Origin of the sequence: Mycobacterium sp. SMC-16, assembly GCF_046250085.1 — a bacterium.
Classification (GTDB): domain Bacteria; phylum Actinomycetota; class Actinomycetes; order Mycobacteriales; family Mycobacteriaceae; genus Mycobacterium; species Mycobacterium phocaicum.
Genome location: NZ_CP176427.1, coordinates 1,282,170 through 1,295,406, shown reverse-complemented (window position 1 = coordinate 1,295,406; position 13,237 = coordinate 1,282,170). Strand labels below are relative to the sequence as shown.

Sequence of the window (13,237 nt, the reverse complement as noted above, 5' to 3'; positions counted from 1 at the left end):
AGCGTCAATATGGTGCGCCGATACGCCCTGGTGGTTGCCCTCACGTTGCCCCTGCTCGCGATGACGTCGGCACCTGCCGGCCAGGCCACGCCGTCGTGCGCCGCTCCCGATCCGAGCCGCGCGCCCGCGGTCATCACCGGGTTCGACGGCTACGCCGCGGTGAACCTCTGCGACTACGCCGGGCCCAACCACTACGGCTGGTCGTCATACCGGTTCAAGGCCACCGGCGACGTGCACTGCGAGCTGTACGACGGACCGAACTCCTGGCAGTACTACTCCAGCATCACGTGCTGGGGGAAGCTGCCGGGCGTACCGGCGGGCGTGACGCAGGTGGAGGTCGCGGCCGGGGGCGTGGCGAGTTACGGCCAGGCGGATGTGAAGCAGAAGGAAACGCAGAACGGCGGCGCACCCGTCGACCCCGCCAGTTACCGGGAGCTGGCGCCCGGTCAGAAGATCGTCGTCCCCGGTGCCAAGGGATCCGTCGACGAGAACGACGAGGTGTGCGCGACCGCGGGCGACGGATCCCTCACCTGCGAGATCCAGAATCCCGGCGCGGCCTGGGGCCAGGACCGGAAGACCCACGGTTTCGTGCTGTCAGCGCAGGGCAGCCGGGTCTACTGAGCGCGGGCGGAGCTCGACAAGCATTCGCATTCTGCGCGTTGACCGTGTGTCTGTGCAGGCGGCTGATCGGACTTTCTCTGCGTCAGCTAAATCTCAACCACCTCAAGAGATTTGCTAGTCGCGTGCCCAGCGCACCGGCCCGTCGAATACACGCAGAGATACCTGATTTCAGTAGAGAGTCACTGGCAGTCGTCCCGACTGAAGCCAGGTACTTTCTCAGGAGGTCGGAGATCCCTGAGCTCAATCACGACCGCAGATTGCCATCGCGATTGAACTCACGCACCCTGCAGTCCACTGTGTAGCGGCAATCGCTTGAATCCGCGGTGTTCTACATACGTACATCGCACACTCGTGTGGATTGATGGCGATCCCGCGGCATGAGCGTGCGAAGAGATCACCGATTCAGCGATTTCGGTGATCTGACTGCACGAGCGGCGAACCCATCGTGACTCACATCGAGTGCAGGCCGTAGACGCCGGGATCGGTGGCCTCGTCGTCTTCGCGGTAGTGCCGGCCCCGGCGAGGCGGCGAAGTCGTATCAGCCACCACGACCTCCGGGCGACGCGGACTGTGCCAGTGGTCGACGCGCATCGCAATAGGTGAGGTGCGCGGCTCGTCGGGTTCGGCGGGTTCTTCGGACTCGTAGGGCGCGTAGTCCTCGTCGGGTTCTTCGGACTCGTAGGGCGCGTAGTCCTCGTCGAGCTCATCCGGCTCGGCGGGCACGTCGTGCCACTCCCACGGGTCGGATTCATCCACCGCGTCGAACGCCGCGCGATCGACGGTGTACTCGACGTACTCGTCGTCGTCGGGAAAGTAGTTGGGCTCGGCCTGTTCTGGAACCGAGGTCCGGGGCCGAACCAGCGGCGCGGCCGTCGCCTGACCGCGCAGGAACAGCGCGGCGACGACGCCGAACAACGCGACGAACGCCGGCAGCAGCAGCGACTGCGACATCGCCGCCGCAAACGGCTCGTGCAGGAACGGCGGCAGGGTCACCGGCGCGCTCTCGCCGGCGACAGGCCGGCCGCCCGTCGGCATCTCGGCGGTGATCCGGGACGTCATGTAGGCGGCCATGCCGGCGCTGCCGAGCACCGAACCGACCTGCCGCGTCGCGTTGTAGACGCCGGAGCCGGCGCCGGCCAGCCGCGGCGGCAGGTTGCGGGTGGCGGTCGCCGCCAGCGGCGACCAGATGAACGCCATGCCGATGCCCATGACGACGAACGGCAGCACCAGCTGCCACAGCGGGGTGTCCGGCGTCAGCCCGAACGACAACCACGTCAGGCCGATGGCCAGCGCGGAGAATCCTGACCCGACGATGGGTTGCGGCGGGTACCGGTCGATCAGCTTGCCGACCAGCGGTGCCAGCATCCCGGACACCACCGCCATGGGCGCGGTGAGCAGAGCCGACTCCGTCGCGCTCAGGCCGAGGACGGCCTGAGCGTGGAACATCACCGGCAGGATCATGGCGGTGACGCAGAAGCCGATGGTGGCCACGGCCACATTGGACAGGCAGAAGTCGTTGTCGTGGAACACCGTCAGCGGGATCAGCGGCTCGTCCGGGTTGACCGACTGCCAGTACACGAAGGCGGCCATGAAGCCCAGCCCGCCGACGATCACCAGCCAGATCCACCAGGCCCAGTCGTGCGTCTGCCCCTCCTGCAGACCGAACACGATGCCGAACATGCCGACACCCGACAGCACCACGCCGAGGACGTCGAACCGGTGCCGCTCGGTGGGCAGTTCCGGCACCAGCACCCAGGCCAGCGCCAGGCCGACGATGCCGATCGGCACGTTGACGAAGAAGATCCACTGCCAGCCGAGGTGGTCGACGAGCACGCCGCCGGCCAGCGGACCGACCAGCGTCGCCACCCCGGCCGTGGCGCCCCACACGCTCATGGCCGCGCCGCGGCGCTCGGGCGGGAAGATCCGGGTGATCGTGGACAGGGTCTGCGGCGTCAGCAGCGCCGCACCCAGGCCCTGCACGACGCGCGCGGCGATCAGCATCCCGATGCTGCCGGACAGGCCGCACCACAACGACGCCAGCGTGAACACCGCCAAGCCGGCCAGGTAGAGGTTGCGTGGCCCGAAGCGGTCACCGAGCCGTCCCGCGACGAGCAGCGGTACCGCATACGCCAGCAGGTAGGCGCTGGTCACCCAGATGACACCGTCGTAATCGGTGCCGAGCTTCTGCATGATGACGACGTTGGCGACAGCGACGATCGTGGAGTCCACCAGGATCATGAAGAAGCCGAACATCATGGCCCAGAGGGCGTTCCACGGTCTACTGACCTGCGCAGTGCTCACCGGCGAACCCCGGCGGAAATCAACATATGCATGCAGTGGGTATCAAGTTCGGGTGGCCGGCCGATGTGCCGGTCTCGACTTCGACGCTACGGACAGTCGCGGATCCGAACAAGTCAGCAGTTCGGCACTGTCCCCACCGACCTAATGCCGATGACGTTCGTGGCCCGACTCGCCCTTGTCCCCCACGACCAGCAGCGCGAACAGCGCGACCACCACACCCGTCGTCATCACGCCCGCGAGCGCCAACTCGCCGTTGCCCAGCGCGCCGACGAGTGGAGCCACCGCCGCGCCGAGCCCGAACTGGGCCGCACCGAGTGCGGCCGCCGCGGTACCGGCGGCGTCGGGGTGACGGGCCAGCGCGACGGCGGGTGTGTTCGGAATCACGAGACCCATCGCGGCCAGCATCGCCCAGACCGGGATCAGGAAACCCGCCAGCCCGCCCACATGGAACGCCGCCAGTGCGACGAACGCGAGGCCGAACACCGACGCGGCTACCAGCGCGACCAGCGCGATCTTCTGCGGCTCGAACCGGCGCAGCAGCACGACGTTGAACTGGGTGGAGCCGATGAGCGCGATGGCCCCGGCGGCGAACACCAGCGCGAAGGACTGCTGGTCGAGGCCGTACCGCCCCTGCAGGACGAAGGCGGCACCGGCGATGTACGCGAACAGGCCCGACATGCCGAGGGCACCGACGAGGACCAGCACGACGAAACGGATATCGCTGAGCACCTCGACGTACGTTCGCAGGATCGCCCGCAGTTGTAGCGGGCGCCGGTCGGTGACGGCGAGAGTCTCGGGCAGGGCCAGCACCGCCACCGCCAGGATCGCGCCGCCCAGTACGGCGAGTGCGGCGAACACCCAGTGCCACGAACCGCGCAGCAGCACTGCCGCGCCCAGCGACGGCGCCAACACCGGCGCCACGCCCAGGACCAGGATCAACCGCGACATCACGACAGCCGCGACCGACTCTTCGAACAGGTCACTCACGACGGCGACGGCCACTACGGAGGCCGCTGCGGCACCCACACCCTGCAGCGCGCGGGCGATGCCCAGCACCTCGATGTTCGGCGCGAACAGGCACAACAGCGAGGCCGCCATGTGCAGCAGGATGCCCGCGACCAGCGGCCGCCGACGGCCCAGCGCGTCCGACAGCGGGCCGACGATCAGCTGGCCGAGGGCCAGGCCGCCCAGTGTCCCCGTCAGCGTCAGCTGCGCGACCGACGACGACAACCCCAGCTCAGAGGCGATCCGGGGCAGCGCCGGCAGGTACATGTCGATGGTCAGTGGACCGAGTGCGACCAGCAGGCCGAGCACCACGATCATCCGGGTACGGCTCGGCGCCGGACGTACGTCCGGGGCCTCGGCGGGCACGCCACTATCGGTGGCGTCGCCTACCGCTGTCAGATCCACAAGGGGCGATGCTGCCATGAATATGGTTAGCAATGCATACCGGTTTTTCTTCCCGGCAAACCTGCAGCATTCAGATGTGATCACCGGCTCAGCCGGTGCTGGGCACTCAGATGGCGCGCCGATCGTTGACCACGCGTTAGCCTGAATTCCTGAGTACGGAGATGGAGAGGCCGGCCGATGAGTGCTCGCTCCAGCATGAAGGGGCAGTTGCCTGTGAAGCATGACGCCCACGCCGAGAACCCTGGCGCTGCCGCCAAGGCGCTCTCGCACATCCTCGAAGGCGGCGCCCGGGTGCAGGCGCCGGCCGTGGCCGCCTACGTGAACCGGTTGCGTGAGCACAACCCCGGTGCCACCCCGGCCGAGATCATCACCAAACTCGAGAAGCACTACCTGGCCGCGACCATGGCCAGCGGCGCCGCAGTCGGATCGGCCGCGGCCTTCCCCGGCATCGGCACTCTCGTCGCGATGTCGGCGGTCGCCGGCGAGACGGTGGTGTTCCTCGAAGCGACCGCGGTGTTCGCGCTGGCGGTGGCCGAGGTGCACGGCATCCCCGTCACCGAGCGGGAACGTCGTCGCGCGCTGGTGCTCGCCGTTCTCGTCGGCGACGAGGGCAAGCACGCCATCGGGGACCTGCTCGGCACCGGCCGCACCAGCGGCGCGTGGCTGGCCGACGGCGCCGCGACGGTACCGCTACCGGCTGTCTCGCAATTGAATTCGCGGCTGCTGAAGTTCTTCGTGAAGAAGTACACGCTCAAGCGCGGCGCCATCGCCTTCGGCAAGCTGCTGCCGGTCGGCGTCGGCGCGGTGATCGGCGGTGTCGGTAACCGGTTGATGAGCAAGAAGATCATCGAGAACGCCCGCGCGGCCTTCGGGCCTGCCCCCGCGCGGTGGCGGCAGACGCTGCTCGTGCTACCTGAGGCACGCGATAGCAAACTCTCGGCAGATTGATCCACCAATAGGTGGGCTTCCGCCGTCCAAGGAATCGACCGACGGGTTAGCCTTAGGCGGCACGCGGGCGGGCGACCGCCAACACAACAGATGGCGGGAACGCCGGGCTGAGGTCCAGCGCTCGTCGGACAGAAGGAAACGAGGCGAATAGCGGCCGTGAGCACATCACCTTCACCATTCGGTCAGAACGAGTGGCTGGTCGAAGAGATGTATCGCAAATTCCGTGAGGACCCGTCCTCGGTGGACCCGAGTTGGCACGACTTCCTTCGTGACTACAACCCCGAACCCATAACGGACACAACGGATTCCGTGGCCGCGGCAACCCCGGCCCCCGCCGCCGCACCCGCGGCCCCGGCGGCCCCGCAGGCCGCACCGGCCGCACCGGCTCCCGCCGCCGGGCCGGCCAAGGCCGCCCCCGCCAAGGCCGCCGCCGGACCCGCGCCCGCCGAGGACTCCGAGACGCAGACGCTGCGCGGCGCCGCGGCCGCCGTCGTCAAGAACATGAACGCGTCGCTGGACGTGCCGACCGCCACGAGCGTGCGCGCCATCCCCGCGAAGCTGATGATCGACAACCGCGTCGTCATCAACAACCACCTCAAGCGCACCCGCGGCGGCAAGATCAGCTTCACCCACCTGCTGGGCTACGCGATCGTCCAGGCGGTCAAGCAGTTCCCGAACATGAACCGGTACTTCGCCGAGGTCGACGGCAAGCCGACGGCCGTCACGCCGGCGCACACCAACCTCGGCCTGGCCATCGACCTGCAGAACAAGGACGGCTCGCGCCAGCTCGTCGTCGCGGCCATCAAGCGTTGCGAGACAATGCAATTCGGCCAGTTCATCGCCGCCTACGAGGACATCGTCCGGCGCGCCCGCGACGGCAAGCTGACCGCAGAGGACTTCAGCGGCGTCACCATCTCGCTGACCAACCCCGGCACCATCGGCACCGTGCACTCGGTGCCGCGCCTCATGCGCGGCCAGGGCGCGATCATCGGCGCCGGTGCCATGGAGTACCCGGCCGAGTTCCAGGGCGCGAGTGAAGAGCGCATCGCCGAGCTCGGCGTCGGCAAGCTCATCACGCTGACGTCGACCTACGACCACCGCATCATCCAGGGCGCCGAGTCCGGCGACTTCCTGCGCACCGTGCACCACCTGCTGCTCGACGACGCCTTCTTCGACGAGATCTTCCGCGAACTGGGCATCCCCTACGAACCGGTGCGCTGGCGGATCGACAACCCGGACTCGATCGCCCACAAGAACGCCCGCATCATCGAGCTGATCGCGGCCTACCGCAACCGCGGTCACCTGATGGCCGACATCGACCCGCTGCGCCTGGACAAGACCCGCTTCCGCAGCCACCCCGACCTCGACGTCAACACCCACGGCCTGACGCTGTGGGACCTGGACCGCGAGTTCAAGGTCGACGGCTTCGCCGGCAAGCAGTTCATGAAGCTGCGCGACGTGCTGTCGGTGCTGCGCGACGCCTACTGCCGCCACGTCGGTGTCGAGTACACCCACATCCTCGAACCCGAGCAGCAGAAGTGGCTGCAGGAGCGCGTCGAGGTCAAGCACGACAAGCTGGCCGTCGGCGAACAGAAGTACATCCTGTCCAAGCTCAACGCCGCCGAGGCCTTCGAGACCTTCCTGCACACCAAATACGTTGGGCAGAAGCGCTTCTCGCTGGAAGGCGCGGAGGCCGTCATCCCGATGATGGACGCCGCCATCGACCAGGCCGCCGAGCACGGGCTCGACGAAGTGGTCATCGGCATGCCGCACCGCGGCCGCCTCAACGTGCTGGCCAACATCGTCGGCAAGCCGTACGCCAAGATCTTCAGCGAGTTCGAGGGCAATCTGAACCCGGCGCTGGCGCACGGCTCCGGCGACGTGAAGTACCACCTCGGCGCCACCGGTCACTACCTGCAGATGTTCGGCGACAACGAGATCGACGTGTCGCTGGTGGCCAACCCCAGCCACCTCGAGGCCGTCGACCCGGTGCTCGAGGGCCTGGTCCGCGCCAAGCAAGACCTGCTGGTCGGTGACGAACACGACGACAGCGACGCGCACGGCCGCTTCTCGATCGTGCCGATGATGCTGCACGGCGACGCCGCGTTCGCCGGCCAGGGCGTGGTCGCCGAGACGCTCAACCTGGCGCTGCTCAAGGGCTACCGCACCGGCGGCACCATCCACATCATCGTGAACAACCAGATCGGGTTCACCACGGCGCCAACGGATTCGCGCTCCAGCGAATACTGCACCGACGTGGCCAAGATGATCGGCGCCCCGATCTTCCACGTCAACGGCGACGACCCCGAGGCGTGCGCCTGGGTGGCCCGCCTGGCCGTCGACTTCCGCGAGGCGTTCAAGAAGGACGTCGTCATCGACATGCTGTGCTACCGCCGCCGCGGCCACAACGAGGGCGACGACCCGTCGATGACGCAGCCGTACATGTACGACGTCATCGACACCAAGCGCGGCGTCCGCAAGACCTACACCGAAGCCCTCATCGGCCGTGGTGACATCTCCATCAAAGAGGCCGAGGACGCGCTGCGCGACTACCAGGGCCAGCTGGAGCGGGTGTTCAACGAGGTCCGCGAGCTCGAGAAGCACGAGATCGAGCCCAGCGAATCGGTGGAAACCGACCAGACCATCCCGCAACGCTTGTTCACCGCGGTCGACAAGTCGCTGCTGGCCCGCATCGGCGACGCGCACCTGGCGGTGCCGGAGGGCTTCAACGTGCACCCGCGCGTCAAGCCCGTGCTGGAGAAGCGCCGCGAGATGGCCTACGAGGGCAAGATCGACTGGGCCTTCGGTGAGCTGCTCGCCCTGGGCTCGATGGTCGCCGAGGGCCGGTTGATCCGGTTCTCCGGTCAGGACACCCAGCGCGGCACGTTCACGCAGCGGCACGCCGTCCTCATCGACCGCGTCACCGGCGAGGAGTTCACCCCGCTGCAGCTGCTGGCCACCAACACCGACGGCACCCCGACCGGCGGCAAGCTGCTGATCTACAACTCGGCACTGTCGGAGTTCGCGGCGGTCGGCTTCGAGTACGGCTACTCGGTGGGCAACCCCGACGCCATGGTGCTGTGGGAAGCCCAGTTCGGTGACTTCGTCAACGGCGCGCAGTCGATCATCGACGAGTTCATCAGCTCCGGTGAGGCCAAGTGGGGTCAGCTCTCCGACGTCGTGCTGCTGCTGCCGCACGGGCACGAGGGCCAGGGCCCGGACCACACGTCGGGCCGCATCGAGCGGTTCCTGCAGGTGTGCGCCGAAGGTTCGATGACGGTCGCCATGCCGTCGACCCCGGCCAACTATTTCCACCTGCTGCGCCGGCACGGCCTGGACGGCATCCACCGTCCGCTGATCGTCTTCACCCCGAAGTCCATGCTGCGCAACAAGGCCGCGGTCAGCGACGTCAAGGACTTCACCGAGATCAAGTTCCGCTCGGTGCTCGAGGAGCCGACCTACGAAGACGGCATCGGCGACCGGTCGAAGGTCACCCGGGTGCTGCTCACCAGCGGCAAGCTGTACTACGAGCTGGTGGCCCGCAAGGCCAAGGACAAGCGCGAGGACATCGCGATCATCCGCATCGAGCAGCTGTACCCGCTGCCCAAGCGCCGGCTCAACGCCACGCTGGACCAGTACCCGAACGTGCAGCAGTACTTCTGGGTGCAGGAAGAGCCGGCCAACCAGGGCGCGTGGCCGACGTTCGGCCTGAGCCTGCCCGAGCTGCTGCCGGAGAAGCTGCCCGGCATCAAGCGCATCTCGCGCCGGGCCATGAGCGCGCCGTCGTCGGGTAGCTCGAAGGTGCACGCCATCGAGCAGCAGGCCATCCTCGACGAGGCCTTCGCCCCCTAAACACCGGACGTGGGCTTGTGTGCGAACTTCTCGCGAAGTTTCGCACGCAAGCCCATTTTCGTGTGCGTGTGTGCGCGCTTGTGCGCCAAGGCGGCCCCCGCCACCGCAACACGATGTTCGTCGAATCCCGGCGGTGGGCCGGACAGTCCCAGCAGCGCCTGTAGCAGCGAGTCCTCGGCAGTGGCCAGGGCCCGACGGGTGATGTCGGACGGTTCAGCAGCCACCCGACCGGGCAAGCGGTCCAGTCCCGCAGCCCAGGGCCGAACCGCGTCGTCACCGACGCGTCCGGCAGCCGCCCTGATGGCGGCCAACTCGCGTGACAGCACGCTGGGCGCCGGGTAGGCGCCGTCGCGTTCCAGCATGATGGCGGGCACCTCGGTTCTGCGCGCAAGCTCGGCGAGCAATTCCAGGATCGGCTCGGCGACATCGGCGGTGTGGGTGTCGTGCCAGACGCCGTCGCGCAACGCTCCACCGGCGACGTGGACGTAGGCGATCCGATCCAGCGGCAACGTGTCGAGCGCAGCGAGCGGATCGGCGCCGAAGTTGACGGCCGACGTGTACAGGTTGGCCACGTCCAGCAGCAGGTGCGCGCCCGTGCGCTCGATGACCTCCCGCAGGAACTGTGCCTCGGTGAATTCGTCGTCGGGCCATGACACGACGGACGCCACGTGTTCGAGGGCCAGCGGGACGGGCAGCGCGTCCTGGGCGATCCGGACATTGGCCACGACGACGTCGAGTGCGGCCCGGCTGCGCGGCACGGGCAGGAGATGCCCGGCTTCGCGGTCGCCGGCGCGCACGAAAGCGATGTGCTCGCTGACCAACGGGGCCCCGAGGGCCACCGCACAGTCGCCGAGGTGCTTCAGCCGGGCGGATTCGGGCCGCTCCGCACCACCCAAGGAGAGCGAAATTCCTTGTGGCACAACGGGAATTCCGCGGCCGCGCACGGCAACCAACGACTCCGGGAGGGCGCCCGGCCGGATGCCCTCGGCGATCACCTCCATGAATTCGACACCGGGCAGTCGCTCGATGGTGAGGTCGATCTCGGGCCGCCAGCCGATGCCGACGGCCGGCCCGAGTGCGCCGGCGGTCATCCGCCGCACCCGCCGCAGCCGCCACAGCCACCGCCGCCGCAACCCCCTCCGCCACAGCTGCTGCCGCTGCCACAACCGCCTCCGCTGCCGACACCGGCACTGCCGATCAGCGACGTGCGCAGATCGTCGTCTGTCAGCGCGGCGAAACCGAGCAGCGCGACGCCGACCACCTGCGCCTGCCGTAGCGCGTCGGCCCGCCGGGTCTCCGTCGCAGGATCGTTCAGGCCCACGCCGGACTCGTACCGGTTCTTCATGCCTTCGAGCGCGAGTTTCCCCGAGTCGGACGGTCGGTGCGCCGCGTCGGCGAGAAATGCGCGTACCAGGACGAGCGTCGACAGACCGGTGGCCACCAGGAAAACCGTCAGCAGGATGACCCTGTGGTGCAACTCGATGCCGTTGATCAAGCGGAGGAGGCCGACCACCCATACCGCGCACGGCAGCAGCGCGCAGGCGCGCAACACGGTGGTCGAACCGTCGTCGAGAAGCAGACCCCGGCCGCGCAGCCGATCACCGATCGCCACGATGTGCGGGTGCTTGCGCAGCCGCCGCATCGCGCTCCGCCGGCGGCGCGTCGTGGACACACCGGCGGCGACGGCAGCATCGACGTCGTCGAGCGGTTCGACGTCGGCGGGAACGGTGAGCGCACCGCTGCGGGAAACCAGAAGCCGGTCGCTCAAGGCCAGGTTTGCGATCGCGGCGCTGACTGTACGTCCCGAGCCGCCCGCCAGGTACGCGGTCTCGTAGGGATCGAGCAGCGGCCGCGGGTTCTCGGGATCGCTTTCCGTGTGGGTCAACACGGCCCGGAAGCCGTACATCAGCGCGAGCGCAAGTAGGTAGGTGACGAAATAGACGCCCAGAAACTGTGGTCCGGTCAGGCTCCATGATGCTGTCATCGGAATCAACTCCTTGCCGTCGGGTCGAAGAAGCGGAGCAGTGCAGCGAGCGTCTCCATAACGGCGGCGAGAAGCGACAAAATGCGCTCACGGCGGCCGTTTCCTTGCATGATTCACAGGTTGGGAGCGGTTTGGTACCGTTGAGTACCGCCGCTCCTGCGGCACCACCCGGTGCTATCCGACACCGGCGGTACCGGCTACTGTCGCTAACAGCAGCGCATCGACCACAAGGGAGTGTTCATGGAGGGCTTCGCCGGGAAAGTCTGTGTCGTCACCGGAGCCGGATCGGGTATCGGTCAGGCCCTCGCCATCGAGCTCGCCCGCTCGGGCGCCAAGCTGGCGATCAGTGACGTCAACACCGAGGGCCTCGCCGAGACCGAAGAGCGGATCAAGGCCATCGGCGCCCCCGTCAAGGCCGACCGCCTCAACGTCACCGAGCGCGAGGCCTTCGCCCTCTACGCCGACGCCGTCGCCGAGCACTTCGGCAAGGTCAACCAGATCTACAACAACGCCGGCATCGCCTTCACCGGCGACATCGAGGTCAGCCAGTTCAAGGACATCGAGCGGGTCATGGACGTCAACTTCTGGGGCGTCGTCAACGGCACCAAGGAATTCCTGCCGCACCTGATCGCCTCGGGCGACGGGCACGTCGTCAACGTCTCCAGCGTCTTCGGCCTGTTCGCCGTCCCCGGCCAGGCCGCCTACAACGCCTCCAAGTTCGCCGTCCGCGGCTTCACCGAGGCGCTGCGCCAGGAGATGAAGCTCGCCGGCCACCCCGTCAAGGTCACCACGGTCCACCCCGGTGGCGTGAAGACCGGTATCGCCCGCAACTCCACCGCGGTCGAAGGCATCGACCCGAAGGAGCTGGCCAAGACCTTCGACGCGAAGCTGGCCAAGACCACCCCCGAGCGCGCCGCCAAGATCATCCTGGAGGCGGTCCGCAAGGGCCACGCCCGCGTGCTCGTCGGACCGGACGCCAAGCTGCTGGACCTGATCATCCGGGCCACCGGCTCGGGCGCGTACCAGGATCTGTTCTCCCGCGTCACGTCCCGCGTGATGCCGTCGCGCTCGCACTGACACCCACCACCCAACGCAAAGGAGCGGTCATGGAGGGATTCGCCGGCAAGGTCTGCGTGATCACCGGAGCCGGGTCGGGTATCGGCCAGGCGCTGGCCATTGAACTGGCGCGCTCGGGTGCGTCGCTGGCGATCAGCGACATCGACACCGAGGGCCTGGCCAAGACCGAGGAACAGGTCAAGGCCATCGGCGCCGAAGTGAAAGCCGACCGGCTGAACGTCGCCGAGCGGGAGGCCTTCGAGCTGTATGCCGACGACGTGGTCAAGCACTTCGGCAAGGTCAACCAGGTCTACAACAACGCCGGCATCGCGTTCACCGGTGATCTCGAGGTCAGCCAGTTCAAGGACATCGAGCGGGTCATGGACGTCGACTTCTGGGGCGTCGTCAACGGCACCAAGGTCTTCCTGCCGCACCTGATCGCCTCGGGCGACGGGCACGTCGTCAACGTCTCCAGCATCTTCGGCCTGTTCGCGGTGCCCAGCCAATCCGCTTACAACGCAGCCAAATTCGCCGTCCGCGGCTTCACCGAGGCGCTGCGGCAGGAAATGAAGCTGGCGGGCCATCCGGTGAAGGTCACCACGGTGCACCCGGGCGGCATCAAGACCAACATCGTGCGCAACTCGACCGCGGCCGCCGACATCGACTCCGCGGGCCTGAACAAGCTGTTCGACAGGGGCGCCCTGACCACCCCGGAACGGGCCGCCCAGATCATTCTCGAAGCGGTCCGTAAGGGCCATGCCCGCGTGCTGGTCGGGCCGGACGCCAAGATCGTCGACGTGATCGTCCGCATCACCGGGTCGGGCGCCTACCAGGGGCTGTTCGCGGCGATCGCGGGACGGGTCCTGCCCAGGCTCGGTTGAGTCTCCCGGGCATAGTCGTTTGGCGGTTGGCCCTACCCTCGGGCGCCGAGATGCGAGGCGGCCGGAGGTCGGGTTGAAGTTGTTCACCAACAGCGGCGGGGCGAAAAGTCCCTGAGTGCAACCGGGGCGACGATCCGCGAGTTCTTATTGAACCCAGGGACGATTCGCAGCGCGGAACGGTGCG

At 67.8% G+C, this 13,237-nt stretch carries 9 protein-coding genes; 5 read left to right on the top strand and 4 right to left on the bottom strand.

Annotation, left to right across the window (positions count from 1 at the left end; translation table 11 throughout):
• Positions 1-12: 12 nt before the first annotated feature.
• Positions 13-621: a hypothetical protein gene (locus tag ACJEIK_RS06355; protein WP_131808739.1), complete on the top strand. Its 609-nt coding sequence runs from the start codon at positions 13-15 to the stop codon at positions 619-621.
• 450 nt (positions 622-1,071) lie between these two features.
• Here the strand turns inward: ACJEIK_RS06355 and ACJEIK_RS06350 are convergent, their stop codons facing one another.
• Together ACJEIK_RS06350 and ACJEIK_RS06345 are read right to left on the bottom strand one after the other, a co-directional pair.
• A complete protein-coding gene (locus ACJEIK_RS06350) occupies positions 1,072-2,877 on the bottom strand; it encodes a DHA2 family efflux MFS transporter permease subunit (RefSeq protein WP_409431658.1) in 1,806 nt (601 codons plus the stop codon).
• Positions 2,878-3,063: 186 nt separating this feature from the next.
• The gene (locus ACJEIK_RS06345) at positions 3,064-4,350 is read right to left on the bottom strand and encodes a multidrug effflux MFS transporter (protein WP_409431209.1); all 1,287 of its coding nucleotides are present in this window, start codon (positions 4,348-4,350) and stop codon (positions 3,064-3,066) included.
• Between the two features lie 159 nt (positions 4,351-4,509).
• Between ACJEIK_RS06345 and ACJEIK_RS06340 the strand changes: the two genes are divergently transcribed.
• Positions 4,510-5,280, top strand: coding sequence for a hypothetical protein (locus tag ACJEIK_RS06340; protein WP_061006162.1), 771 nt, complete (start codon positions 4,510-4,512; stop codon positions 5,278-5,280).
• 207 nt (positions 5,281-5,487) lie between these two features.
• Positions 5,488-9,132, top strand: a complete 3,645-nt coding sequence (locus ACJEIK_RS06335) for a multifunctional oxoglutarate decarboxylase/oxoglutarate dehydrogenase thiamine pyrophosphate-binding subunit/dihydrolipoyllysine-residue succinyltransferase subunit (RefSeq protein ID WP_409431657.1) — start codon at positions 5,488-5,490, stop codon at positions 9,130-9,132.
• Here ACJEIK_RS06335 and ACJEIK_RS06330 read toward each other — a convergent pair.
• The gene (locus ACJEIK_RS06330) at positions 9,129-10,223 is read right to left on the bottom strand and encodes a DUF692 domain-containing protein (protein ID WP_409431208.1); all 1,095 of its coding nucleotides are present in this window, start codon (positions 10,221-10,223) and stop codon (positions 9,129-9,131) included. The genes ACJEIK_RS06335 and ACJEIK_RS06330 overlap by 4 nt on opposite strands.
• Positions 10,220-11,116, bottom strand: coding sequence for a TIGR04222 domain-containing membrane protein (locus tag ACJEIK_RS06325; protein ID WP_409431207.1), 897 nt, complete (start codon positions 11,114-11,116; stop codon positions 10,220-10,222). The genes ACJEIK_RS06330 and ACJEIK_RS06325 overlap by 4 nt, the downstream gene beginning before the upstream one ends.
• Before the next feature lie 240 nt (positions 11,117-11,356).
• Here ACJEIK_RS06325 and ACJEIK_RS06320 point away from each other — a divergent pair, with 240 nt between their 5' ends.
• Both ACJEIK_RS06320 and ACJEIK_RS06315 read left to right on the top strand, forming a co-directional pair.
• Positions 11,357-12,193, top strand: coding sequence for an SDR family oxidoreductase (locus tag ACJEIK_RS06320; RefSeq protein WP_061004153.1), 837 nt, complete (start codon positions 11,357-11,359; stop codon positions 12,191-12,193).
• A 29-nt stretch (positions 12,194-12,222) separates the two neighbouring features.
• The gene (locus tag ACJEIK_RS06315; protein WP_061004151.1) at positions 12,223-13,053 is read left to right on the top strand and encodes an SDR family NAD(P)-dependent oxidoreductase; all 831 of its coding nucleotides are present in this window, start codon (positions 12,223-12,225) and stop codon (positions 13,051-13,053) included.
• The last annotated feature ends 184 nt before the right edge of the window (positions 13,054-13,237 follow it).

Bases quoted from the DNA above. Each gene is read 5' to 3' on its own strand.
- ACJEIK_RS06315 (WP_061004151.1), top strand. From the start codon at position 12,223: ATGGAGGGATTCGCCGGCAAGGTCTGCGTGATCACCGGAGCCGGGTCG.
- ACJEIK_RS06340 (WP_061006162.1), top strand. From the start codon at position 4,510: ATGAGTGCTCGCTCCAGCATGAAGGGGCAGTTGCCTGTGAAGCATGAC.
- ACJEIK_RS06330 (WP_409431208.1), bottom strand. From the start codon at position 10,223: ATGACCGCCGGCGCACTCGGGCCGGCCGTCGGCATCGGCTGGCGGCCC.
- ACJEIK_RS06320 (WP_061004153.1), top strand. From the start codon at position 11,357: ATGGAGGGCTTCGCCGGGAAAGTCTGTGTCGTCACCGGAGCCGGATCG.
- ACJEIK_RS06345 (WP_409431209.1), bottom strand. From the start codon at position 4,350: ATGGCAGCATCGCCCCTTGTGGATCTGACAGCGGTAGGCGACGCCACC.
- ACJEIK_RS06325 (WP_409431207.1), bottom strand. From the start codon at position 11,116: ATGACAGCATCATGGAGCCTGACCGGACCACAGTTTCTGGGCGTCTAT.
- ACJEIK_RS06335 (WP_409431657.1), top strand. From the start codon at position 5,488: ATGTATCGCAAATTCCGTGAGGACCCGTCCTCGGTGGACCCGAGTTGG.
- ACJEIK_RS06350 (WP_409431658.1), bottom strand. From the start codon at position 2,877: ATGATGTTCGGCTTCTTCATGATCCTGGTGGACTCCACGATCGTCGCT.